24 protein-coding genes are annotated in these 22,767 nt (G+C 63.7%); 17 read left to right on the top strand and 7 right to left on the bottom strand.

Features of this window, described 5'->3' with window-relative positions; all coding sequences use genetic code 11:
* Window positions 1–11 precede the first annotated feature (11 nt).
* The 6 genes from RR_RS19770 to RR_RS19745 form a co-directional block, all read right to left on the bottom strand.
* Window positions 12–491: a universal stress protein gene (locus RR_RS19770; protein WP_011224869.1), complete on the bottom strand. Its 480-nt coding sequence runs from the start codon at window positions 489–491 to the stop codon at window positions 12–14.
* 72 nt (window positions 492–563) lie between these two features.
* Entirely contained in the window at window positions 564–1,016 is a 453-nt protein-coding gene (locus tag RR_RS19765) for an SHOCT domain-containing protein (RefSeq protein WP_007188205.1), read from the bottom strand.
* Between the two features lie 33 nt (window positions 1,017–1,049).
* Window positions 1,050–2,075 carry an amidohydrolase family protein gene (locus tag RR_RS19760; protein ID WP_049939124.1) on the bottom strand — a complete coding sequence of 342 codons (1,026 nt, stop codon included), beginning with the start codon at window positions 2,073–2,075 and terminating at the stop codon, window positions 1,050–1,052.
* A 21-nt stretch (window positions 2,076–2,096) separates the two neighbouring features.
* Window positions 2,097–3,320 (bottom strand): HD domain-containing protein, encoded by a 1,224-nt coding sequence (locus RR_RS19755; RefSeq protein WP_007188203.1) that lies wholly within the window; start codon window positions 3,318–3,320, stop codon window positions 2,097–2,099.
* Window positions 3,321–3,372: 52 nt separating this feature from the next.
* Window positions 3,373–3,954, bottom strand: coding sequence for a DUF420 domain-containing protein (locus RR_RS19750; protein ID WP_011224867.1), 582 nt, complete (start codon window positions 3,952–3,954; stop codon window positions 3,373–3,375).
* 127 nt (window positions 3,955–4,081) lie between these two features.
* A complete protein-coding gene (locus RR_RS19745; protein WP_011224866.1) occupies window positions 4,082–5,296 on the bottom strand; it encodes a proteasome-activating nucleotidase Pan1 in 1,215 nt (404 codons plus the stop codon).
* Window positions 5,297–5,451: 155 nt separating this feature from the next.
* On the opposite strand from RR_RS19745, the gene RR_RS19740 reads away from it, so the two are divergent.
* Window positions 5,452–6,192, top strand: a complete 741-nt coding sequence (locus RR_RS19740; RefSeq protein WP_049939123.1) for an NAD(P)/FAD-dependent oxidoreductase — start codon at window positions 5,452–5,454, stop codon at window positions 6,190–6,192.
* On the opposite strand, the gene RR_RS19735 is transcribed toward RR_RS19740, so the two are convergent.
* Complete coding sequence (locus RR_RS19735; RefSeq protein WP_004963514.1) at window positions 6,184–7,224, bottom strand: M48 family metalloprotease; 1,041 nt, start codon at window positions 7,222–7,224, stop codon at window positions 6,184–6,186. The genes RR_RS19740 and RR_RS19735 overlap by 9 nt on opposite strands.
* Before the next feature lie 122 nt (window positions 7,225–7,346).
* On the opposite strand from RR_RS19735, the gene RR_RS19730 reads away from it, so the two are divergent.
* The 16 genes from RR_RS19730 (at window position 7,347) to RR_RS19655 (ending at window position 22,748) form a co-directional block, all read left to right on the top strand.
* Complete coding sequence (locus RR_RS19730) at window positions 7,347–8,453, top strand: DUF4129 domain-containing protein (protein WP_232508544.1); 1,107 nt, start codon at window positions 7,347–7,349, stop codon at window positions 8,451–8,453.
* Window positions 8,453–9,196, top strand: a complete 744-nt coding sequence (locus tag RR_RS19725; protein WP_011224862.1) for a DUF7269 family protein — start codon at window positions 8,453–8,455, stop codon at window positions 9,194–9,196. Before RR_RS19730 ends, RR_RS19725 begins: the two co-directional genes overlap by 1 nt.
* Window positions 9,193–10,518 (top strand): DUF58 domain-containing protein, encoded by a 1,326-nt coding sequence (locus RR_RS19720; RefSeq protein ID WP_049939122.1) that lies wholly within the window; start codon window positions 9,193–9,195, stop codon window positions 10,516–10,518. Before RR_RS19725 ends, RR_RS19720 begins: the two co-directional genes overlap by 4 nt.
* The gene (locus RR_RS19715; protein WP_011224860.1) at window positions 10,515–12,080 is read left to right on the top strand and encodes a DUF7519 family protein; all 1,566 of its coding nucleotides are present in this window, start codon (window positions 10,515–10,517) and stop codon (window positions 12,078–12,080) included. Before RR_RS19720 ends, RR_RS19715 begins: the two co-directional genes overlap by 4 nt.
* Before the next feature lie 50 nt (window positions 12,081–12,130).
* Complete coding sequence (gene coaBC / locus RR_RS19710; protein WP_011224859.1) at window positions 12,131–13,297, top strand: bifunctional phosphopantothenoylcysteine decarboxylase/phosphopantothenate--cysteine ligase CoaBC; 1,167 nt, start codon at window positions 12,131–12,133, stop codon at window positions 13,295–13,297.
* A 152-nt stretch (window positions 13,298–13,449) separates the two neighbouring features.
* Window positions 13,450–14,490, top strand: coding sequence for a monovalent cation/H+ antiporter subunit E (locus RR_RS19705; protein WP_049939121.1), 1,041 nt, complete (start codon window positions 13,450–13,452; stop codon window positions 14,488–14,490).
* The gene (locus RR_RS19700; RefSeq protein ID WP_004963535.1) at window positions 14,483–14,758 is read left to right on the top strand and encodes a cation:proton antiporter; all 276 of its coding nucleotides are present in this window, start codon (window positions 14,483–14,485) and stop codon (window positions 14,756–14,758) included. The genes RR_RS19705 and RR_RS19700 overlap by 8 nt, the downstream gene beginning before the upstream one ends.
* The gene (mnhG, locus tag RR_RS19695) at window positions 14,755–15,075 is read left to right on the top strand and encodes a monovalent cation/H(+) antiporter subunit G (RefSeq protein WP_011224857.1); all 321 of its coding nucleotides are present in this window, start codon (window positions 14,755–14,757) and stop codon (window positions 15,073–15,075) included. Before RR_RS19700 ends, mnhG begins: the two co-directional genes overlap by 4 nt.
* Window positions 15,072–15,617, top strand: a complete 546-nt coding sequence (locus RR_RS19690; protein ID WP_004963540.1) for a DUF4040 domain-containing protein — start codon at window positions 15,072–15,074, stop codon at window positions 15,615–15,617. Before mnhG ends, RR_RS19690 begins: the two co-directional genes overlap by 4 nt.
* The gene (locus RR_RS19685) at window positions 15,614–16,087 is read left to right on the top strand and encodes a Na(+)/H(+) antiporter subunit B (RefSeq protein WP_004963542.1); all 474 of its coding nucleotides are present in this window, start codon (window positions 15,614–15,616) and stop codon (window positions 16,085–16,087) included. Before RR_RS19690 ends, RR_RS19685 begins: the two co-directional genes overlap by 4 nt.
* Complete coding sequence (locus tag RR_RS19680) at window positions 16,087–16,443, top strand: cation:proton antiporter subunit C (protein ID WP_007188191.1); 357 nt, start codon at window positions 16,087–16,089, stop codon at window positions 16,441–16,443. Before RR_RS19685 ends, RR_RS19680 begins: the two co-directional genes overlap by 1 nt.
* Window positions 16,436–17,929, top strand: a complete 1,494-nt coding sequence (locus RR_RS19675) for a monovalent cation/H+ antiporter subunit D family protein (RefSeq protein ID WP_011224856.1) — start codon at window positions 16,436–16,438, stop codon at window positions 17,927–17,929. Before RR_RS19680 ends, RR_RS19675 begins: the two co-directional genes overlap by 8 nt.
* Complete coding sequence (locus RR_RS19670; protein WP_011224855.1) at window positions 17,926–19,623, top strand: cation:proton antiporter; 1,698 nt, start codon at window positions 17,926–17,928, stop codon at window positions 19,621–19,623. Before RR_RS19675 ends, RR_RS19670 begins: the two co-directional genes overlap by 4 nt.
* Complete coding sequence (locus RR_RS19665; RefSeq protein ID WP_011224854.1) at window positions 19,623–21,404, top strand: Na(+)/H(+) antiporter subunit D; 1,782 nt, start codon at window positions 19,623–19,625, stop codon at window positions 21,402–21,404. The genes RR_RS19670 and RR_RS19665 overlap by 1 nt, the downstream gene beginning before the upstream one ends.
* A gap of 194 nt (window positions 21,405–21,598) precedes the next feature.
* A complete protein-coding gene (locus RR_RS19660) occupies window positions 21,599–22,057 on the top strand; it encodes a type IV pilin (protein WP_049939200.1) in 459 nt (152 codons plus the stop codon).
* A 112-nt stretch (window positions 22,058–22,169) separates the two neighbouring features.
* Entirely contained in the window at window positions 22,170–22,748 is a 579-nt protein-coding gene (locus RR_RS19655; RefSeq protein WP_011224852.1) for a DUF7344 domain-containing protein, read from the top strand.
* Window positions 22,749–22,767: the final 19 nt, after the last annotated feature.

The following is a 22,767-nucleotide window of genomic DNA, read 5'->3' as shown; positions in this document are numbered from 1 at the left end:
CAGGGGACACGTCACTGTGGGACGCCGGCAGGCTGCTCATCCTCCGGGAGGTCTTGCATCGCTGTCTCCACCGGAACGGTGACGACTGGGACGTGGGCTGACCGGACGACCCGTTCGGCGACGCTGCCCAGCAACAGGCGGTCGATGCCGCCGCGACCGTGGGTCCCCATCACGATGAGGTCACAGCCGTGCTGGCTCGCGTACTCGACGATTTCCCGGCTTGGGCTTCCCTCGGCCGTGGCTCGCGTGACAGTCACGTCGTCGGCAACAAGACGTTCCACCATGTCCAGCGCCATCTCACCTTCGCGGTGAAGCGAGTCGGTGACGCCCTCCCACGTCGGCTCGTGCGGGAGCGTGGAGAACCGACCGATGTCGACGACGTACAGCGCGTGAATCTCACTGTCGTGAGCCGTTGCAAGCGCCTCAGCGTGTGTGAGTATATCTCTCGACCCCGCTGATCCGTCAGTCGGTACCAGTATCCTGTTGTACATACTGTACTATTGACTGGCTGAACGGATATAGTTTGGTAAGGGGTAACATGAAACAGCCAAGCAGGGTAGTGCTCAGTTCAACTCTCGGTCCCGTTCGAACTCCGCTGTCCCGGAGTCATCCACGGACGGGCCGTCAAGGGCCTGTTCGAGTCGGCGTTCCAGTTCTGCCTCGGTTATCTCCCCGTTAGCGTAGCGCTCAGAGAGCCGATCGACGGGGTCTGTTTCGTTGGCCTCGCCAGTCGTGTGTGCGGCCTGTGCCCGTGACGCGTCAGTCGCCGACGCCGTTGCCTCGTCCTGACCGAAAACCTCTGACACGACCCAGTACACGGCGTAGCCGATGGCCACTATGAACCCGATGGTGGCAGCCAGAGAGAGGAGTCCCAGTATGAGACCGATGAGACCGAAGAACAGTCCGAACGCAACTCTCACAGCCGCGATGACGACAAACAACGAGACCAGCCCTAACAGGCCATACAGGAGTATTTTCAGTGGTGTACTCAGGGCGCGGTCGGTGGTGGAGGGCATTGCCCGAAGATACTATTCCCGCAGTGATAAGAATTATTCCGTCATCGGATGGACGACTCGTCGAACGTCGGCCGTCCCTGCCCGACGAACGACTGCCCGAACGGGGTTCTGTGCGCCGCAGAGATTGTCCGAATCCCCGTCGAGCACCAGCAGGCGTGCCGGTTGTCCGGTCTTGATGAGTCCGCCGCCAAGCCCCGAGATTTCGGCTCCGTTGACTGTGGCCATCCGCAACACCTCGCGGGCTGAGAGGTCGTACAGCTTCGCGGTGAACTCCATCTCGCGGAACATCGACGGGCTGTTGAGCATGACATTGTCCGTCCCGAGTGCGACCGTCGTCCGGTCAGCCAGTGCTTCGACCGGCGGACGGCCAACGCCGGTGACGATGTTCGACCGGGGACAGACCACAACGGGGATTTCGCTGTCGGCGACCCGTTCGAGATGCAGCGACTTGGCGTGAACCATGTGGACGAGGAAATCGGGGTCGAGGTCAAGGGCGGGATTGATGTCGGAGCTATCGACCTCGCCCGCGTGGATGCCGAACAGCTTCCCGGCCTGTCGCGTCGCGCGTCGCTCCGCCCCGAACTCACTGTCGTTGGCCCCGCTCGCGCCGAACCCGTCGCCCAGTTCCATCGCGTCAGTCGTCTCGCGCCCGAGAACGACGCTCTCAAGCGGTGAGTCGGACAGCGCGTCCTGTATCGCGCGGACGCCCTCGACACCGCCTTCCCGGAACTCGATGAATGCACCAGTCCCGGCCTGCTCCATGAACGACAGCGTCCGCTCCATCGCGGCCACTAATTCGTCTCGGCTCGCATCGTGGAGGAGTCGATGTTTCAGGCCGTCCGGCGGGGCGACGAGTTCTTCGAGCGAGAGCCCCTCGCCGGCCTCCTTGGCGATGGAATCGCCGATATGCGTGTGGGCGTTGACGAACGCCGGCGCTACGATGTCGTCGCTGTCGACCGCGGTTTCCTCGACAGCGGTTATCTCCCCGTCTTCGACGACGACACGGCCCTCGACGGCCTTGAACGACCGCCCCGTCAGAATCGTCCCTTCCAGAATCACACTCCCTGTTCGCCCGTTCTCTCAGTTAAACTCATCGAGGGTCGCATGGATACCCGTCCGTACGTCCCGAACCCGAGCCCCGTCGAGGTCGAGTCCCAACTCGCGGATGGCCGCCGCGCCGACCCGCTCACTCTCGGCGTCCGGCGCATAGACGCCGAGCCGCCACTGGTCGCGCTGGGCGGCGCGGATGGCGTTGACCAGCGTCGACTGTTCACCGAGTCGACGGACCCCACCGTTGACGAGGACACGGCTGCTGGACTCGGTCATCGACGGTTCGGGCGGAATGTCGAGCACAACGGCGTCGCTGTCGACGTTCGCTTCGTCGGCGATAGCCTGCTCCATCGCGCCGACCGCGTCGTGGTCGGCCGCCAGCACCTCGTCGGGCACGGCCTGCCACTCCGCCCAGACGGCGCGTTTGTAGAGGTCCCGCTGGCTCAGCCGCCGTGCGTACGCCGCCGTCGCGTCGCACTGTCTGAGCGCCACGAGCAGGTCGTTATCGTCCCACCGGCGAAGCGTCTCGGCCGTTGTATCAGTCGCGGCGAGTAGTTCTTCGGTCCCGCGCCGCAGCATCGACTTGGCGATGCGGGCGACGTGGTGCTGGTAGACAGTGGGGTTCATCAGCGCCCGTGCGAGCAGGAGCGACTCGGCCGTCTGGACGTTCCCCTCATCGAGGACGAGTTCACCGTCGACAAAACACAGCTCCCGGACCAGCCGCTCGTGGTCGATAGTCCCGTATGGAACGCCCGTGTGGTGGGCGTCGCGGACCAGATAGTCCATCCGGTCGACATCCAGTTCGCCGGAGACGAGCTGGCCCAGTTCGCCCTCGCCGGCAACGAGGCCGGCCACGCGGTCCGGATTGAGGCCGTGTTCGGTGAGCACGCGTGCGACAGGGCCGTCACCGAGTAGTTCGTCCACGTCGTCGTGGTACTTGCCCGTTCGGCGGTGGATGAGCGCCTCGACGTTGTGGCTGTACGGTGAATGCCCCACGTCGTGGAGCAACGCCGCGGCTCGGACTCGCTCGGCCTGCTGGCCCTCGATACCCAGGTGGGACAGCACTCGGTCTGCGAGGTGATAGACGCCCAGCGAGTGCTCGAATCGGGTGTGGTTCGCCGAAGGATAGACGAGCGTCACCGTGCCGAGCTGGGAGATGTGCCGGAGCCGCTGGACCGGCGGCGTGTCGAGCAATGCCGCCGCGACGCCCTGAACCTCGATATGGTCGTGGACGCTGTCCTTGATTGTAGTCATTGCCGTGGCCTACGGCGGCGGCCGGCAAAATCGTTCGCCACCCGACACGCGCTCAGCGGGGGACCCAGCCGTAGATGTGGTTCAGCATGACGTAGGTGACGAGCCCGAGAAATAGGCTCAGTCCCCAGGCGGAGACGGCGATGCGACCCACACGGGCATGAATCGTCTCTCTAAGCTCGGCGGGGGAGTGGGTCAGCCCGAGCACGACCGCGTGAACGACGACGGGCACGGACACCGCGGACAGCAGGATGTGGATGGCGAGCATCACGATGTACGCCGTCCAGACGAACCCCTCGGCGACGATTTCCTTCTCGAAGCCGCCGCCGACTTTGAGGATATACAGCGCCAGAAACACCATGATGAGCGTGAACGCGGTCAGCATCGCCGCGCGGTGTTTCTGGACCTCATTGTTCTTGATGAAGTAGACGCCGGCGACGATTGCGAGCAGCGCGATACTGTTGACGACGGCGATTGCATCACCCAGCAGAATAACGATGTCCTTCGAAAACTCGGGGAGCGGCAACACACCGCCGAACGCGCCGAACACGAGCGCGTAGCCAACGACCGAGACGACGGCAGTGACGAGCCGCGGACGAGCGCGGGCACGCGACTGGAGTGTATCTGCGACGGCCATACCAGCAGTTCAGGACCGGAGTGGTAACTGTGTTCTGAAACGGGCGAGTACGACAGCGCAATTGTGGGTTAAAGCGGTGACTACTGACACGAAAAACACGGAGCATCGGAGCGAAGCGCTGCCGAAATCAGGCGAACGTCCGGGAGACGTCCTCGTCGTCGGTCTCTTCCTGCTGAATCTTCTCCCAAGCGTTGTGGAAGTCTGCCATCGTGACCTCGGTCCGGTCGTCGCGGATGGCGAACATCCCGGCCTCGGTACAGATGGCTTTCACGTCAGCACCGGAGGCGTCCTGAATATCCTCGGCCAGCGCCTCGAAGTCCACGTCGTCGGCGACGTTCATGCTACGGGTGTGGATCTGGAAGATCTGCTTGCGACCTTCGAGGTCGGGGTTCGGGACCTCGATAAGGCGGTCGAAGCGGCCGGGGCGGAGGATAGCACGGTCGAGCATGTCGAAGCGGTTCGTCGCGGCGATGATACGGATGTCACCGCGGTCATCGAAGCCGTCCATCTCCGAGAGTAGTTGCATCATCGTCCGCTGAACCTCGGCGTCGCCGGAGGTCTTTGACTCCGTTCGCTTGGCCGCGATAGCGTCGATCTCGTCGATGAAGACGACGGCAGGCTCCTCCTGACGGGCCAGTTCGAACAGGTCCCGGACGAGCTTCGCGCCCTCACCGATGAACTTGTGGACCAGTTCGGAGCCGGCCATCTTGATGAAGGTCGCGTCGGTCTCGTTGGCGACGGCCTTCGCTAGCATCGTTTTGCCGGTACCGGGCGGGCCGTGCAGCAGAACACCACTCGGCGGGTCGATGCCCACGTCTTCGAACATCTCCGGGCTCTTCAGCGGCATCTCGACGGTCTCGCGGACTTCTTCCATCTGCTCTTCGATACCGCCGATGTCGGCGAATGTGACATCCGGCGACTGGTCGACCTGCATCACGCGAGCGCGAACGTCGGTCTCGTCATCGAGCTGCTTGACGATAGAGAGCGAGTTGTTGACAGCGACGCGGTCGTCGGGTTCGAGTTCCTCGCGCATCTCGTCGGTGACCTCTGTCAGGGCCTCCTGATTGTTGCCGTGCTGTTTGATAATCACGCCATCGCTGGAGAGTTCCTGAACGGTCGCGACAAACAGCGGTGACTGCTTGAGCTTCTTATTCTCGTGCGTAAGTCGTTCGAGCTTCTGCTGGTACTTGTTGTTTTCCGCGTTCGCGTCCAGCAGCTTGTCGCGCATCTCCTCATTCTGCGATTCGAGCACCTCTAGCCGCTCCTGCAGCGCCTCGATCTTCTGTTGCTGAGACGCGTCATCGTCGTACGGCATATCGACCTCGTCGACGGTGTCGGTCATTACGACGCCTTTAGTAGGTGTATCGTTATGAGGCTTCGGGTAGTCTCAGAAACTGTATCGCCCGGTGTGTGCCTTGATGGGGCCGTTACTGGCTGCTCTCCGTCTATAGGTCTCAAACCGGCATGTTTCTTGGCCCCCGCTGGAAACATCCGTCCATGCCAACCGACCGCGAAGAAGTCATCATCGTGGGCGGCGGCGTCGCCGGACTGTCGGCGGCGATCTATACCGCTCGCGCCGACCTGTCGACCCGGATCATCTCGACCGGTGAGTCGATACTGAACCGCAATGCCCACTTGGAGAACTACCCCGGGTTTCCGGCGGGAATCAACCCCCGGCTCCTGCTCGAACTCATGCGGGCACAGGCGCGTCGCGCCGGTGTCTGGTTCATCGACGGCGAAGCCGAACAGGTGACGGAAACTGCGGAGGGCTTCGAGGTAACCTGTACCGACGGCGAGTCATACGACGCGACCTACCTCATCGCCGCGTCCTGGTCGGACCCGTCGTATCTGGAGGGGCTGGACCTCTCACTCATCGACCGTGGGTCGAAGCAGTTCATCTCGACCGACGAGCAGGGCCGGACCGATATTAAGGGGCTGTACGCGGCCGGCCGGCTGGCCGAGCAGCACCACCAGACCATCGTCGCCGCGGGCCACGGCGCACAGGTCGGGCTCACGCTGCTGGAGGACTCCGACACCGACTTCTATCACGACTGGACCGCGCCGGAGGGATATTTCACTGGCCGCGACCGACCGGTTCCGCCGGGCTGTGAGGAGATCGACGAGGCGGAGCGCAAGAAGCGCGAACAGGAGTCTCTGGAGGTTATGCGACGGTACTTTGAAGAGCCGATGCCGGGCGAGCCGACGATGCATCCGAGCGTCGAGCAGGATTCAGACTGACCCTGTTTCGAGCGAGCGTGCGACTGACTGCAGTCGTTCGACCCGCTCCGTCGTCGGCGGGTGTGACCGTGTTTCGGTAGCCAGGGAATCGCTCGACGCCGCCGTATCGAACCCGTAGGGAAGGAAGCACAGTCCGCGGACGCCCGCGTACGCGGAGCGTTTGTCCGTCCCCGGCCGGTCGTCGACCCCGCTGTCGAGCGTCTCTAACGCCCCGACGAGCGCGGCGGGGTCGCCGGTCAGCTGGGCCGCGCTCCGGTCGGCAGCAAACTCCCGAGCGCGTGAGAGCGACCGTCCGAGGACGACGACGGGAGCAGTGAACACACCCAGCGCGACGCTGCCCAACAGGACTGTCACCGCAAACAGAAACAGAAACCCCAGCGTGAACGAGAGGCTTCCGAAGGGGGCCGCAAGCACCCGGGCACTGAACACGTACGCGAAACCGAGCGCGACCAGCCCGAGCGCGTAGCGACTCCCGCCGGGAAGCAGGTCCGCAAGCGGGTCGTACTCGCCGTTGGTCAGCGACGGAAGGAAGCTGGCCAGTGTCATGACGGTCGCGTCGCGGTTGGCGACGTGCATGAGTTCGTGGGCCAGCACGGCATCAAGTTCGTCGCCGTCGAGCGCCGAGAGGAGCCCCTCGCTGACGACCACCGTCGCGCCGCCAAGCGTCCCGATAGCGAAACTGTTCGGTACGTCGGCGTCCGCGACGGCAATCCGTGGCGGCGTGAGGTCGGCCAGTTGCGCGAGCCGTTGCACCCGTTCGTGGAGGGCAGGGTACTCATCGGGGCCGACGATGCGAGCGTCAACCTCGGCCATCGTCTGGGCGCTGGTGTACCGGAGCTGTGCCCAGACAAACGCCACAAGAGCAGGGGTGAGAATGGCTATCCACCAGGCGATGCGTGCCGATGCACCACCGAACGGGAGGTGAGCCGCGACGGCATTCCGCACCGGCACAAGCCAGGGTGTCAGGAGCACCGCCGCGGTCGCAACCACAGCGATATCGACAGCGACGAGGAGCAAGAGGGTCCACAGCATACGGCGAGTCAGTGTCCGCATAGGGGTAGTTCTGCTATATCCACAGCGAATGAAAGGTTTTCTGTTCGGACAGTCACACAGTGAGGGAAAATATTTACTCTGTCGCTGGAAACGGTCTCGTAGTGTCAACAAAGCTGGTGCGTGCCGCCCTCGCCCTCCTCTGTGCAGTCGCTGTTCTGTTCGGCACGGCGCTGTTTCCCGGCGCAATCGGCGTCGAATTCGAGTCAAGCGGCCCCCTCGACAGCCGAGCGAGCGGGCCGGCCACGCCCGACGGAACAGGGCCCGACGAAATCGACGGTGGGCCGACGCCGGTAGCGACGAGCGATAGGGCAGCGACGACGCCACAGGCGACAAACGATGAGCCGGCGGCGACGCCAACACCCACGGAGACAGCGACAGAAACGCCGGCGGCCGGCGACGGCGAAGACAGTGGGTCACCCATTCTGGTGAAGCTGTTCGGGCTGGCGCTGATCGGCGGGTTCGGTATCGTTGCAGTCGGCGTTATCCGGGCCGCATCGAACGCGGAGGGTGGCGGGTGGACAGACGTTGGACTCCGACTGCACCCTATCATCGGCAAGCTGGCCAAGACAGTCGTTTCGGCAGTTTCGAACGGGACGATTGGGCGGACTATCGGCCGGATTCCGAAGGTAACGACCACCGCGTTGCTCTCGGGGTCGGCGGCGCTCTCACGAGTCGGGGCCGGTATCAGTGCTGTCTCCGGCGGTATCCTGGCCGGATTGTCGACGGGGGTCGGGTCGGTCGGCACAATGTCACTGCGGGGAGTCGCCGGCCTGCCGAGTGCGCTCGGGTCGCTCTCAGTCGCGCCGTTCAGAGCCCTCAGCGGCTTCGGCGGGAGCGGCGGCTTCCTTGCCTCCGTTCGGAGTGGCGTCGACAGCCCGTCGCTGTTTGGCTCGTCGGACTCGGAGCAAAGACAGTCGACGGCCACCGAATCAACGAGTGAGACGGATGACGGGCCGGACATCGATTCACTGTCGGTGCAGGAAGCCTGGGCGCTGCTAGCTGACCGCGTGTCAGTGTCGGACCCCGAGACGGCGACGCCCGGGGAGTACGCCCGCCGGGCTATCGACAGTGGACTTCCGGCCGAGCCCGTGCGCCGGCTAACTGTCCTCTTTCGGGAGGTCGAATACGGCGGGCGGTCGGCGACCGGGGACCGAACAGAATCGGCTCGTGCCGCTCTCAGAGAACTCCTTGGAAGGGGTGACGACTGATGAGTGATGCTGAATCACAACAGGGGGAAGCTGCCAGCGCAACCATCGATATCAGTGTCGACCGCCCGGCACCGGGGCGCAGGTTCGTCCAGTACACCCTGCTGGGACTCGCCGCGCTTGCTGGGGCAGTGTTCGTCGTTACTTTCCCCTCAGTGCTCCCGGATGTCGGGAGCGGAACGGCCAGACAACTACAGCTTGTTGCAAGCGTCAGCGCCGCCGTAATCGGCGTTTTCGGCCTGTACACGGTTGTTCGGACACAGGATTCCGCTCTGCCGCCGATAAAAGGGAGCCAGCCGCGTGACCCGTATCGTGACGACGAGACAGGCGACAGATCGACGGAGTTGCTCGATGAACTGCTAGAACCGGAAGCGACACAGGCAGAATCCGGCGAACTGGTCGGCGACGACATCGACGAGTTGCTCGAGAAAATCGACGGACGCGTCGACCCGTACAACGGCCTCGAAGCGAGCTATGCGTCGGAAATCAGGAACAGGCTCCGTGAGGCCGCGCGACAGATGCTGGTCGAAACGGCGGAGATATCGATGGAGGCGGCGGCCCGAGAAGTCCGCACTGGTTCGTGGACGGACAACCGCCGGGCAGCCACCTTCCTCGGCGGCCCGGACGCGCCCGGCCCGCCAATCGAGATGCAGCTACGGGACTGGGCCAGCGGCGAGGGGTTCGACCGGAAGGTCGAGGCGGCGACGGCCGAAATACGCCGCCTCCAGCGGGGTGAACACGCGTGAGAACGCGTGAAACAACCCAGCGCAACGTCGGCGTCTCGGCCGCGCTGGTGGCCGGCGGGGCCGGTATCGTCACCGGGAACCCGGTGATTTTCATGGTCGCAGCGGTGGCGCTGGTGTACGCGGCCTATCAGGCGGCCATCGGTGACCCGGAGCCGACGCTCACAATCGAGCGCCACGTCGAACCGATTGACCCGCTCCCCGGCTCAGAGGTGACAGTGACGCTGACGCTCACGAACGATGGGGACGCGACCCTGCCTGACGTTCGCGTTCTCGACGGCGTCCCGGAGCGGCTGGAGGTCGTCGACGGCTCCCCGCGGTTCGGAACCCATCTCGAAGCCGGGGCGTCAGATTCAGTCACCTACACGGTCGACGCCCGGCGCGGTGACCACGCGTTCACCGACGTGGCGGTCGTCTGCCGGAACCTGACCGGGACCGTCGAGTTCGCCGAGCAGGTCACCGTCGAGACGGGACTCTCGTGTAGTGCCAGTGTGGACACCGTTCCGCTCTCGGGCCAGACGCTTTCCCAGTCCGGGCGTATCCCGACAGACGCCGGCGGGAACGGGCTTGCCTTCTACGCTATCCGCGAGCACCAGTCCTCGGACCCGATGAGCCGCGTCGACTGGAACCGCCTCGCGAAGACGAACGAGCTCGCGACAATCGAGTTCAAGGAGACGCGAGCAGCCACCGTCATCACGCTCGTCGATTCCCGACACTCTGTTGCGGGCGAGGCAAACGCGCCCACGGCTGTCCAGTTCTGTGCCTACGCGGCCCAGCAGGTCGGTTCGGCGCTTCTAGGGATGGACAACCGCGTCGGTGCCGCCGTCTACGACAGTGGCGAGACACTACAGCCATCGGCCAACCGGGCACAGGAACAGCGATTGGAAAGGTTCCTGAAGGGTGTTGTGAGCGGGTCGGCCACCGGGCCCTCTGGGACTCGCGATTCGTGGCTGTTCGACACCAACACCCGAACCCGGCCGGCGGAGTCGTCGACTGAAATGGCAGACCGCTACGGAATCGCCGACGGCGGCGATGCGGTGGCGACACTCGACCGCTCGATTCCGAGCGAGTCACAGGTCGTGTTCTGTACGCCCCTGCTCGACGACCGGGCGGCCGATGCGGCAAAACGACTCGCGGCGTACGGACACGCAGTCACGGTCGTCAGCCCAGACATGACGGGCGGTGACAGTCCGGGACGTACCGTCGAGCGAATCGACCGAACGGCCCGCCTCGACACCCTTCGAGGAACAGTTCGAGTTGTCGACTGGACGCCCACGGAACCGCTCGCGAAAGCCCTCATTCGTGCAACGGAGCGGTGGGCATGACGGCACTCGACAATCGACCGGCGGCGTCGAGCGCGGCGCTGACCGGAACGGTCGCAGTGCTCGTCTCGCTCGTCCTCGGCCTCGCTGTCGTGGACCCGATACCAGTGCTGGCCGGCTTCGGCGGCGGGCTCTGTATCGCCGCCGGGGTCTGGGCGCTCCGCAGCGAGGCCCGCGAGCGCATCGCTGGCGGCAGTATCCTCATCATCATCGGCGCAGGCGTGTTCTGTGGGACCGCGCTACTGGCGACTGACTACTGGTCGCTCGTTGTGGCGCTTGGATTCCCGCTGGCCGCCACACTCGTCGTCATCGACGCGAGTAGCGGGCTGGTGCCGCCGGCCGATGCGACGGACGAACTCTCGGCAATGCTTGATGAGAGTTTCGTGGTACTGGTGGTTGGCGTCATCGTCACAATTGTCTGTGCCGTCGCCGCTGCCGTCAGGCTCCCCTGGGTGTTTGTTCGCGTTGTCACTGGCTTCTCTCTCCACCCGCTCGTGGGCTTCGTGACGCTACAGGCCGGGGTCCTGCTTGCCCTGTTGTTGCTGGACCGGGCCACGGAGACGCTGGAGTCGTGGGTTCCGGCACCCACAGCGACGACCGACCGGGCGCTCGAACGACTGGACTTGCTGGGGACAAACTGGTGGGACATCGACACCCCGCTCAAGGCCGCCGTTGGCCTGCAGTTGCTCGTGGCGTTTGTTCCGACGGCGCAGATGCTGTTTGACCGCTTCCTCGACAGTCTCCCGGTGCTCGGATCGGCCCTTCGGGTCGTCTTCAGTGGCCCGCTCCATCTCCCCCTTGCAGCCGGGATTCTGGCGTTACTGGCTATCCTCATCGTCGAACGGCTCCGGCAGTGGCTACTACAGTGGCTCGGGGACGACCCCGGACAGTCACTGGCACGGCAGACCGGCAGTATCGTGGCCGCTGTGGGACTGCTGCTGGGCGCACTGGCCCTTACTGCCGCCGGCGTGACCCGGCGAGTAGCGCCCACGTTTACCGGAGGCGGCCATTATGGCTCGGCTACCGTATTGCTGCTCGGCGTCTTGATTTCGGTCGCCGTCCTCCGCGGTCTCATCACGCTGCTGGCCGAACTAGTCGGCGCAGAGGTACTGTCGCGACGGGTGGCGGGATTCGCGACCGGAAGCGGGCTGCTGTTCGTCATGACCTTGCTCGGGGCTGAGCGCGGACTCGCACCGATACTCGTCCTCGTCGGAAGCGCGGCGGCGCTACTGGTCTGGGACGCCGGCGCGCACGCCAGCAGTATCGGGCAGCAACTGGGCCGGGACGCCGAAACGACGGACAGCGAGTTCGTCCACGTCACCGGAACTGCGGCCGTCCTCGCCGGGGCTATCCTCCTCGTGCTGTTCGTTCGATACGTGCTCATCCCGGTCGCGGTTCCAACCACGTCGGCCGGGCTCTCATTCAGTTCGGTACTCGCGCTCGGACTGGTCCTGCTGGCGATAGCTGCGTTCGCCCTCGCACTGAACGCACATGAGGAGGGACCACACACCAGCGGTGACAGGAGCGGCAGCCGGGGCGAGCGGACTGCCGACGACAGCGATTAGCGCCGCCGGAGAGACAGGGGCTTTTACCCCCGCACCGCGAACCCGCAGGTATGCTGACCGGAGTCAACGTCGTTCTGGGGGTTTCGGGGTCTATCGCGGCCGTCAAGACGGTGGAGCTCGCACACGAACTCCGACGACAGGGGGCGTCCGTTCGGGCCGTGATGACCGACAGCGCGACGGGCATCATCCATCCGTGGGCGCTTGAGTTCGCGACGGACAACGAGGTCGTTACCGAAATCACAGGCAGTGTCGAGCACGTCGACCTCTGCGGGCGCTCGGGCTGGGGGGACGTGCTCTTGCTCGGACCGGCGACGGCAAACACCGTCGGCAAGGTTGCCGCGGCAATCGATGATACGCCCGTGACGACGTGTGTGACGACCGCACTCGGTGCTGACGTGCCTGTCGTCGTCGCGCCGGCGATGCACGAACCGATGTACGACCACCCCGGTGTATTGGACGCTATTGACCGCGTCGCGTCCTGGGGCGTCGAGTTCGTCGACCCGCGAATCGAGGAGGGGAAAGCCAAGATCGCAACTGAGGAGGCCATCGTCACAGCGACCGCCCGGGCCGCGGGCGACCGGCCGCTGGCCGACGAGCACGTCGTTGTGACCGCGGGCGCGACCACGGAATCAGTCGACCCCGTTCGGACGCTCTCGAACCGATCCTCGGGGCGGACCGGACGGGCGGTCGCGCGGGCCTGTTACGTCCGCGGGGCCGACGTGACGCTGGTCCACGATGGGCCGGACGTTCCTTACGCGACTGTCGAGCGGGTCGAGTCCGCCGCGGAGATGACAGCGGCTACCCGGCGGGTCGCCGGCTCCGCTGACGCGCTGATCTCGGCAGCCGCTATCTCAGATTACACCGTTGAGCAGGCTCCCGAGAAGATCAAGAGCGGACAGGCAGAACTGACGCTGACGCTCGAACCAACGCCGAAGCTCATCGACACTGTTCGGGCAGACCACCCGGACCTTCCCATAGCCGGCTTCAAAGTCGAAACCGAAGGCGACGACGAAACCCTGATCGAGCGCGCCCGCGAGATACGCGAGCGGGCCGGGCTGGCCTTCGTGGTCGCCAACGACGCGAGCGTGATGGGCGACGACGAGACGCGCGCCCTGCTTGTCGACGCAGACGCGGCCACGGAGTACGTTGGGGAAAAACAGGGTCTGGGTGCCCGTGTCGCCAACGAACTCGGTGACCATCTGTCCAGTCGTGACTGAGCGCGTAACCGATTACGAAATAGTTTTGCGTGTTCCGTTGCTCCGGTCCGATAACGACAGTACTGCCCGACGAACCGCCTATTCGGAGTTTCTAAACAGATACTGTGACTGTACCACCACCCCGTCGCCTGCTCGTGCCAGTAGCTGATTCGGTGACGGTCCGGAACACCGTCGCCTACGCCGTTGAACAGGCCGAATCGCCGGCCAGAGAGGGGCAACAACAGATATCGCTGCACCTCGTCGCCGTCGCAAGCACACGCGCCGTTGACCCCGACGCACAGACGGAGCTCGGCCAAGCCAAGGACCTGCTTGACCGCATCGATGTCTGGCTCGACGAAGACTTGGGTACTTCCCCACCGTCGAACCTCGAGGTTGAACTGGGCGTCATCGGTGCTGACCGCTACCTGTTCAGTCCCGGCGATTACGCCGACGCGATTCTGGCCTACGCCGACGAACACAGCATCGAACGGGTCGTCCTCGATCCGGAGTTCAACCCGGGCGGCACGACGCCGATGCTTCGGCCGCTCGAAGTCGAACTCGTCCGGGGCGATATCGAGGTCGAGACCGCACCCGTCGAGCGACCGGCACGGTCGACCGCACTCGCCCGCGCCGCGACGCTCCCGAAGTATCTCACCATTTTCGGAGCGTCGTATCTGTTTTACCTGCTGTTGAGTTCGTACAAACCGCTGGATTTCCTCACTGGTGCGATAACAGCGACGATCGTCACTGCGTTGCTTGCGCCGATCGCGTTCAGTCGCCAGCCGTCGCTGACCCGGATTCCGAGGCAACTCGCCCGGTTCGTGATTTACGTCCCGTACCTGCTCAAGGAAATCGCCGTCGCCAATCTCGAAATCGCGTACGTCGTCTTGCACCCGTCGCTGCCTATTGACCCCAAAATGGTCGAGTTGGAGGCCGCGATCTGGGGTGACGGAGCGGTGACGACGCTGGCAAACAGCATCACGCTGACGCCCGGGACGCTCACCGTCAGTGTCTCCCAGCAGGCGTTCGACATTCACTCGCTCACCGGTAGTTCGCGCGAGGACCTGTTTGACGGCGGCCTCGAACGAGCTGTCCGGTTCGTTTTCTACGGCCGGGAGGCGGCAGCCATTCCCTCGCCGCGCGAGCGCGGACAGGGGGACGACAACACAGTCGAGAGTGACATTGGCGACCCGGAGGTGGCCGACGATGATTGAGTTCGAGGTGGCGCTGCTGGCAATCGCGAGCGCGTTCGTCCTGTTCGCCATCGTGTCGCTGTACCGCGTGTTTGCGGGACCGACGGACCACGACAGAGTTATCGCGGTCAACGTGATGGGGACGAACACCGTTATCGCGATCGCGCTCGTCTCCGGCGCGCTCGATAAGCCGCTGTTCCTCGACATCGCGCTCGTGTACGCGCTGCTGAACTTCCTGCTCTCGATAGCATTCTCGAAGTTCAACGTCGAGCACGGGGGTGTGCTATGACGCCAACAGAGTGGGCGATTGTCGCGCTCGCGTTGATCGGCGCGTTCTTCGGCGGCGTCGCCTCGATCGGCATTGTCCGGCTTCCTGACGTTTACACACGCGCTCACGCGGCATCGAAAAGTGATACACTGGGGGCCGTCCTCGCTATCGGGGCCGCCGCACTCGCGATTCAGACCGACCTCGCGACGATCAAGGCTGTCTTCCTGCTGGTGTTTATGTTTCTGACCAACCCCACCGCCGCCCACGCCATCGCCCGGGCGGCACAGGATCAGGGCATCGAGCCGTGGACTACCGGCGATGAGGAGGACAAATCATGAGCCTCTCACTCATCGAGGCAGTGTTGCTGGTGTTCGTGCTGGGCTGTGCTATCGGCGCGGCCGTACTCCGTGACGTGCTGGCGTCACTGATGGCGTTTGCCGCCTACAGCCTCGGTATCTCCATTATCTGGGTGATGCTTGAGGCCCCCGACGTGGGGCTGACCGAAGCGGCTGTCGGGGCCGGCATCATGACGATACTGTTCATTCTGGCGCTGGCAAACACTGTTCGGCCACAGGAAAACGGCCTGTTCGAGTCGATCAGCGCCCGGACCGTCGTACTGGTCGGCGGGTTCGTCGTCGTTATGATTGCGACCGTTCCAGCGCTGCCCGCCGTCGGGGCGGATGGCGCGGCAAACCCCGTCGTCAGCGGCGAGGTAACACAGTACTACCTCGAAAACGCGTACGCGGACACCGAAGTGAAAAACGGTGTGACGGCGGTGCTCGCGGCCTACCGTGGGTTCGACACGCTGGGTGAGGCTGTCGTGGTCTTCTCAGCCGGGGTCGCAGCGCTGACCGTCCTCAGACAGGAGGTGTTCGCATGAGCGCCGACGAGCGAACCGGGCTGTACGTCGAGAGTACCATTATCATGACGACGGTCCGCGTTGTCGCGCCGTTCGTGCTCACCTTCGCCCTGTTCGTAATGTTCCACGGGGCAAACTCCCCCGGCGGTGGGTTCCAGGGAGGGGTCATCGCGGGGTCGGTCGTAATGATGCTCGCGTTTGCCTACGGGATTGACGCGGCGCGGGAGTGGCTCGACGTCCGTGTCGTCGCCGCGCTCGCATCCGGCGGCGTGCTCACGTTCGCAGCCATCGGGCTGGGAACGATTCTCCTGGGTGGGAACTTCCTCGAATATCACCTGTACGAACAGTTCATCTCGCACGTGGTTGCCTACGCTATCGAGCTCGTCGAACTGGCCATCGGTGGTATCGTCGCCAGCGTTGCTATCGGCCTCTTTTTCCTGCTTGCGGCGGGGTTCGGCCACGCCGTCGACGAACCGGAGGATGAGAGCTAATGTTTGAACTGCTGAACTCACATTACAACTACTTCGCGGTGATGCTCCTGCTCGGTATCGGCCTGTATATGCTCATCGAGTCCCGGAACCTCGTGAAGAAAGTCATCGGGATGAACATCTTCCAGACGGGCATCTTCCTGTTTTTCATCACGCTCGCGTTCCGGACCGGCGGGAACCCGCCGATAATCAAGGAGGGTGGCAGCCCCTACGTCAGCCCGCTGCCACACGTCCTCATCCTGACCGCTATCGTTGTCGGGGTGAGCCTGACCGCCGTGGCGCTGGCGCTGATCATCCGCATCTACACCGAGTACGGTACGCTGGACGAAGACAAGCTCAAACAGCTCTACTATGATTGAACAACTCCCCGTATTGTTGGTTGTCCTGCCGATCGTCGGCGGTGCGATACCGCTGGCCGCGAGTCTCGTGAGCGACCGGGCCGGGTGGCCCGTCGCGACGGTGACACTCCTCGGGCAGGCCGGCCTGGCCGGACTGCTCGCGTGGACCGTCGGCACAAATGGGACTGTGTCCTACGCGGTCGGTGGTTTCGCCGCCCCGTACGGCATCGAACTCGTCGTCGACGGGCTCTCCGGTGCCGTCGCCCTGCTCGTGGCTGTCGTGTCACTCGGCGTGCTCGCGTACGCTCGGCAGGCCGGCCCGCACTCGGGCCCCTTCTACGGACTGTACCTCCTGCTGATCGCCGGCCTGACGGGCATGACGGTCACTGGCGATGTGTTCAATCTCTACGTGTTCCTCGAAATCACGGGGCTTGCGGCGTACGGCCTCGTAGCGAGTGGCCGGGACGCCAGTGCCGCCGTCGCGGCGCTGAAGTACCTCATCATCGGGACCGTCGGGGCCTCGCTGTACCTGCTCGGCATCGGCTACCTGCTTGCGGCAACGGGCACGCTCAACATGGCTGACCTGGCGACCAAACTCGGAGAGATGGCGGCCTACGACTCGACGCTCGTCCTGACCGCGTTCGGGCTGATGGTCGGCGGGCTGACGGTGAAAGTCGCTCTGTTCCCCTTGCACACCTGGCAGCCCGACGCCTACGCGAACGCCCCGGATACGGTGAGCGCGTTCATTTCAGCGCTTGTATCGACGGTTTCGGCATACGCGCTCGCCCGCCTGCTGTTTTCCGTGTTCACCGTGGAGTTCCTGGCGGCCGTGCCCGTCGCTCGCTGGGCGCTGGTCGGGCTGGCGTGCGTGAGTATCATCGCGGGAAGTGCGCTCGCCGTCTCGCAGGACAGCGTCCAGCGGATGCTGGCGTACTCCTCGGTGTCGCAGTTCGGCCTCGTCATCGCCGGATTCGCCATCGCAACCCCACTGGCCGTCGTCGGCGCGACCGTTCACCTGCTCGGCCACGCGGTGATGAAGGGCGGGCTATTCGCTGCGACGGGCATTATCGAGCGCAAGACGGGCGCGACGACGGTGAACGGCTACGCCGGGATGGGGAGCCGCGTCCCGGTTTCGGCGTTTGCCTTCGCCGTGCTCTCGCTGGCGATGGTCGGCGTTCCACCGGCGGTCGGCTTCGTCGGCAAGTGGTACATTGTCCTCGGCGCAGTCAACACCGAGAACTGGGCCGTTGTGACCGTGTTGCTCGCGAGTACGTTGCTGACGCTTGCGTACTTCGCCCGCCTCGTCGAGCGGCTCTACTTCGCCGAGGCGACCATCCACTCGAAGCCTGACGAGGCTCCCGTAACAGATGGGAGCGGACAGGCAGTCTCGTTCGGGATGATCGCCGTCGTCGTCATCGCGGCCGCGCTCGCGGTCGCGCTGACCGCAGCCGTACCAGCGTTCGAACAGGTGCTTCGAGAGACGCTTCCACCCCTGCTAAACCAATGACTGATATCACATCACTTCGACCGCTGTTTGCAATCCTCGTCTCCGCGGTGGCCATCCCCGTGATTCTCTCGCTCAAACGTCGTCCGAACGTGCGGGAGGGGGTGACCATCACGGTGGCAGTCGCGAAGTTCGCTATCGTCGCGAGCATGGTCCCCGGCGTCCTGTCGGGGACGCGGTACGTCTTCTCCTTCGGGCAGCTGGCCACCGGGATCGAACTGGCGTTCCGCGTCGACGCGCTCGGGCTTCTCTTTGGCCTGCTTGCAAGCCTGCTGTGGATCGTGACGAGCTTCTACAGCATCGGCTACATGCGCGGCCTTGACGAGCACGCCCAGACACGCTATTTCGCCTCCTTCGCTGCCAGCCTCGCGTCGGCAATCGGCGTCGCCTTCGCCTCGAACCTGCTGACGCTGTTCGTCTGCTATGAACTGCTGACAGTGTCGACGTACCCGCTTGTTACCCACGACGAGACGGACGAGGCCCGCGCCGCCGGTCGGAAGTACCTCGCGTACACGTTCGGCGGCGGGGTCGCCGTGCTGGGTGGGACGGTGCTGGTGTTCGTCCTCGCTGGAACGACCGCGTTCGCGCCGGGCGGGCTCGAAGGTCTCGCGACGGCCGACCCGACGCTGGCACGGGCGGCGTTTGCCCTGCTGGCAGCCGGCTTCGGCGTCAAGGCCGCACTGATGCCGGTGCACTCCTGGCTCCCGGATGCGATGGTCGCGCCGACGCCGGTGTCGGGCCTGCTACACGCCGTCGCGGTCGTCAAAAGCGGCGTGTTTGGCATCGCCAGAGTCGTTCTCGACGTGTACGGGACCGGAACGATGGAGCAACTCGGCGTCGGCCTCCCGCTGGCCGCGATTGCGGCCTTTACCCTCCTGACCGCGAGTATCATCGCGCTCAGACAGGACAACCTCAAGCGGCGGCTGGCGTATTCGACGATTAGCCAGCTCTCCTATATCGTGCTCGGGCTGGGACTGCTCCACGGACAGGCATTGACGGGCGGCCTGCTCCACATCCCTGCACACGCATTCATGAAACTGACACTGTTCTTCTGTGCCGGCGCGATACACGTCGAGACCCACACCGACGACATCAGCGACATGGCCGGCATCGGGAAACGGATGCCGCTGACGATGGCCGCCTTTGCCGTCGCTGCGGCTGGGATGGCCGGAATTCCGCTGGTCGCTGGCTTCGTCAGCAAGTGGTATCTCGTCATCGGTGCGCTCAGCCTCAATGGCGGGCTCGTCTTCGCCGCCGCGTTGCTGGTCTCCGGTGTCCTCAACATCGCGTACTTCTGGCCAATCGTCTATCAGGCGTACTTCGAATCGCCGGACGGTCACGACGAGAAGCCGCTCATCGGGGGACCACTTGGCGGGCGAGACAAGGTTCGGGCCGACGGCGGTGAGGACCACGAATCGGGCGCTGCCGACGGTCACTCCGACGGGGGCGAGGTGCCGAAGCCAGAACACGTCGACCACCTCGGGAAACACGATGAGGAACACGAACACCATGGCGGCCCGCCCGCAGGTGGCTGGGACGACCGCGGCTGGCGCGGCGGCGAAAGTACGTGGTTCATGCTCGGGCCGATCCTCACCGCGGCCACGCTGTCGCTTCTGCTAGGGACAGTGCCGTACACGGCTGTCTTCCTGCGAATCGTCGACACTATCGTCGGTAATCTGCCGGGGGTGATGGCGTAATGTCGATGCTTACAGTGGTTCCACCAGTCGTCGTACTACTGGCGCTGGCAATCGCCGTGTCCCGGCTTCCGCGGCGTGCCGGACACGCGGTCGGCGCGCTCGTGCCAGCGCTCGCGGTGCCATGGGCACTTGCGGTCCCGGAGGGCGCACATCTCCAGACCCAGTTCCTCGGGTTCGACGCCGTCCTCCTGAACGTCGACCCGTTCTCTCGGCTGATGGGTATCATTTTCGGGCTCATCGCCGCGGTCGCCGTGCTCTACTCCTATGCCAGCGAGGCCAACACGACACAGACAGGGTACGCCCTCTCGTACGTTGCGACCAGCTTTGGAGCCGTCTTCGCTGGCGACTGGCTGACGCTCATCTTCTTCTGGGAGCTGATGGCCGTCACGAGCACGCTCCTAGTGTGGCACTACGGCGGTAAGGCGGTCCGGGCCGGGTTCCGGTATGCCCTGCTGCACGGGCTGGGCGGCACGCTGTTGATGGCCGCTATCCTCCGGCATTACGTCGAGGTAGAGACGTTCCTGTTCGCGTCGGTGCCGGGCGGTCCAGAAACGGCCGGTATTACGACCGGGCTGGCCGCCGCGCTGGCCGCGATCGGTATTGGCGTCAACGTCGGCTTCATCGGCCTGCACGCGTGGCTGCCAGACACCTATCCGCGCCCGCACATCGCCGCCAGCGTGTTCCTCTGTGTGTTTACGACAAAAACCGGCGTCTACGGGATGTACCGCGCGTTCCCCAACGGCCACGAGGCCATCGCGTACATGGGCGGCGGAATGGCTATCTTCGGCGCGCTGTTCGCGCTGTTCCAGAACGATATGCGGCGGCTCCTTTCCTATCACATCCAGTCACAAGTCGGGTACATGGTCGCCGGCGTTGGTATCGGAACTTCGCTCGCACAGGCTGGCGCGTTCGCGCACGTGTTCAACCACATCCTCTACAAGGGCCTGTTGTTCATGACCGCCGGTGTCGTCATCTACCGGACCGGGACAGAGAGCCTGAAGAAACTCGGCGGTCTCTGGCGGGAGATGCCGATCACAGCGGGGGCGTTCTCCGTCGCTGCGCTGTCTATCGCCGGCTTCCCCGGGTTCAACGGGTTCGTCAGCAAGGGGATCATTATCTCCGGGAGCCACTACACCTTCGGAAAGGGACCGCTCCCGCTCGGTGAGTTCTATACGCTCGAGTGGATGCTACTGCTGGGCGGCGTTGGCACGTTCATGTCGTTCATCAAGTTCGGCTACTACGCGTTCTTCCACGGCGAATACGACGACAGCGTGCCGGACGCGAACCGCGGCCAGAGCATCGCCATGGTGGCTGTAGCCGCGCTCTGTATCATCTACGGTGTGTACGACACAGCCCTGTTCACTATCCTTCCGTTCGACGTGACGAGCGGGGCCGTCGTTGACCACGTCTACAAAACGTACACTGTTCCCCACCTCATCGAGGGAGTCGTTCTAGCCGTTCTCGGACTGCTTTGCTTCGCGGTGACAAAGAAGCCCCTCTCGAAACTCGGCCGCGTCCCAGACATCGATTCGCTGTACAACCCCGCCGTCTTCTATGGCTCCCGCGGGCTCGTTGTCGGTGTGACCGAACTGTACGCCGCCGTGGACCGCGCAGTGGTGCAGGCCACGAGCGTCGTCACGCGGGCAGTGACATCCCCGAACGACGTGATTGCGGGGCTCCGCGACGACGACACTCTCGTGCATCCGATGCGAGCCGGCATCGGGCTCAGCATCCTCATTCTCGCGGTGTTTGTTACAGTGGCACTGCTGGCCCTTTCGTGAAGGTCTAAAAACATATTCTGTGATAATTGCAGACTTAATCGGCTGCATACGGTTTCAAACACCCCAGAATAGCTGTTAACAGACAGGGCAATTACACGTTCTGATAATACAGGTGCAGACTTATATATCTCCATAGCCACGATTCGATAAGCACGGCATAACAGGGCGACCTGTTGATGCGTGCGGACACAACAATGGAACTCAAACGATTCTTCAACGACGACGATGCTGTGTCGCCGGTCATCGGGGTCATCCTGATGGTCGCAATCACGGTCATCCTTGCAGCCGTTATCGCAACATTCGTCCTCGGTCTGGGCGATCAGGTCAGTAACACGGCTCCACAGGCTAGCTTTAGCACCGACTACGACAGCTCAGGTGGTGGGGGCAGCGAAGGTGCAGTAACCATTACTCACGACGGCGGTGACTCGATCAAAGGGAGTAACCTCTTCGTTCGCGGATCAGGTATCGACGATACTGGAGAATGGAGCAGTGATCTTAACGGTGATACCAGCGGAAGTAATAGTAAAGTAGTTGCTGGTGACCGAGCAACAGTTGATGTTAATTCGAGATCTTTCGAGTTCAGGGTTGTCTTCCAGTCTGATAACGGAGATACCTCCGCGACACTCGCAAGTGCGTCCGGACCAAACGCATAAACTCGCGACGTCTCGTTTTTTCCGGCACTGAAACCCGTGATTTTATAACTGATGAACGTCCTGATTTTCGCTGTATTCCCTGTGATGGGTGGTGGGGATTGGAGAAATTGACATGAGCAAGCAGGTAAAACGGTCAGACTCCGCTGCGGACGACGACCTTTCCAAAGGCGAGATATTCGACGTGCTGCAGAACGAGCGGCGTCGATACACGCTTCAGTATCTACGGGAACACGACGGCCCGGTACAGCTCGGTGACCTCGTGTCACACGTCGCGGCACAGGAGTACGACTGCCCGAACACTGCAGTCACGAGCGCGCAACGAAAGCGCGTTTACACCACGTTACAGCAGTCCCATCTCCCGCGAATGGACGAGACGGGTATCATTAACTACGACGATGAAAACGGGACGATCTCCAAGACTGCACACACAGAGGAACTCACCGTCTATCTCGAAATCGTGCCGGGCAGTGAGTTCCCCTGGCGCGAATACTACCTCTCGCTCGGCGCGGTCAGTCTGGCGATCGTGACGATCCTCTGGGTCGGCGTCTATCCTTTCACGGCAATTCCGCCGCTGGTCTGGGCCACGCTGATCGCGGTTGTACTCAGCGTCTCCGCGGGCTATCACACCTATGCCGGTCGTGAGATGACACTGACCGAGTATGTGGCCCAAGAAGCCGAGTCCGACGACTGAAGCGCGCAGTCTCTTTCAT

This window comes from Haloarcula marismortui ATCC 43049 (assembly GCF_000011085.1).
Classification (GTDB): domain Archaea; phylum Halobacteriota; class Halobacteria; order Halobacteriales; family Haloarculaceae; genus Haloarcula; species Haloarcula marismortui.
Note: the sequence above shows the minus strand (reverse complement) of the source record. Positions and strands in the feature narration are given on the sequence as shown.

What these genes read in the sequence shown, in the direction of transcription:
- RR_RS19770 (WP_011224869.1), bottom strand. Translation starts at nt 491, where the DNA reads ATGTACAACAGGATACTGGTACCGACTGACGGATCAGCGGGGTCGAGA.
- RR_RS19765 (WP_007188205.1), bottom strand. Translation starts at nt 1,016, where the DNA reads ATGCCCTCCACCACCGACCGCGCCCTGAGTACACCACTGAAAATACTC.
- RR_RS19755 (WP_007188203.1), bottom strand. Translation starts at nt 3,320, where the DNA reads ATGACTACAATCAAGGACAGCGTCCACGACCATATCGAGGTTCAGGGC.
- RR_RS19750 (WP_011224867.1), bottom strand. Translation starts at nt 3,954, where the DNA reads ATGGCCGTCGCAGATACACTCCAGTCGCGTGCCCGCGCTCGTCCGCGG.
- RR_RS19745 (WP_011224866.1), bottom strand. Translation starts at nt 5,296, where the DNA reads ATGACCGACACCGTCGACGAGGTCGATATGCCGTACGACGATGACGCG.
- RR_RS19740 (WP_049939123.1), top strand. Translation starts at nt 5,452, where the DNA reads ATGCCAACCGACCGCGAAGAAGTCATCATCGTGGGCGGCGGCGTCGCC.
- RR_RS19735 (WP_004963514.1), bottom strand. Translation starts at nt 7,224, where the DNA reads ATGCTGTGGACCCTCTTGCTCCTCGTCGCTGTCGATATCGCTGTGGTT.
- RR_RS19725 (WP_011224862.1), top strand. Translation starts at nt 8,453, where the DNA reads ATGAGTGATGCTGAATCACAACAGGGGGAAGCTGCCAGCGCAACCATC.
- RR_RS19715 (WP_011224860.1), top strand. Translation starts at nt 10,515, where the DNA reads ATGACGGCACTCGACAATCGACCGGCGGCGTCGAGCGCGGCGCTGACC.
- coaBC (WP_011224859.1), top strand. Translation starts at nt 12,131, where the DNA reads ATGCTGACCGGAGTCAACGTCGTTCTGGGGGTTTCGGGGTCTATCGCG.
- RR_RS19700 (WP_004963535.1), top strand. Translation starts at nt 14,483, where the DNA reads ATGATTGAGTTCGAGGTGGCGCTGCTGGCAATCGCGAGCGCGTTCGTC.
- mnhG (WP_011224857.1), top strand. Translation starts at nt 14,755, where the DNA reads ATGACGCCAACAGAGTGGGCGATTGTCGCGCTCGCGTTGATCGGCGCG.
- RR_RS19690 (WP_004963540.1), top strand. Translation starts at nt 15,072, where the DNA reads ATGAGCCTCTCACTCATCGAGGCAGTGTTGCTGGTGTTCGTGCTGGGC.
- RR_RS19685 (WP_004963542.1), top strand. Translation starts at nt 15,614, where the DNA reads ATGAGCGCCGACGAGCGAACCGGGCTGTACGTCGAGAGTACCATTATC.
- RR_RS19680 (WP_007188191.1), top strand. Translation starts at nt 16,087, where the DNA reads ATGTTTGAACTGCTGAACTCACATTACAACTACTTCGCGGTGATGCTC.
- RR_RS19675 (WP_011224856.1), top strand. Translation starts at nt 16,436, where the DNA reads ATGATTGAACAACTCCCCGTATTGTTGGTTGTCCTGCCGATCGTCGGC.
- RR_RS19670 (WP_011224855.1), top strand. Translation starts at nt 17,926, where the DNA reads ATGACTGATATCACATCACTTCGACCGCTGTTTGCAATCCTCGTCTCC.
- RR_RS19665 (WP_011224854.1), top strand. Translation starts at nt 19,623, where the DNA reads ATGTCGATGCTTACAGTGGTTCCACCAGTCGTCGTACTACTGGCGCTG.
- RR_RS19660 (WP_049939200.1), top strand. Translation starts at nt 21,599, where the DNA reads ATGGAACTCAAACGATTCTTCAACGACGACGATGCTGTGTCGCCGGTC.
- RR_RS19655 (WP_011224852.1), top strand. Translation starts at nt 22,170, where the DNA reads ATGAGCAAGCAGGTAAAACGGTCAGACTCCGCTGCGGACGACGACCTT.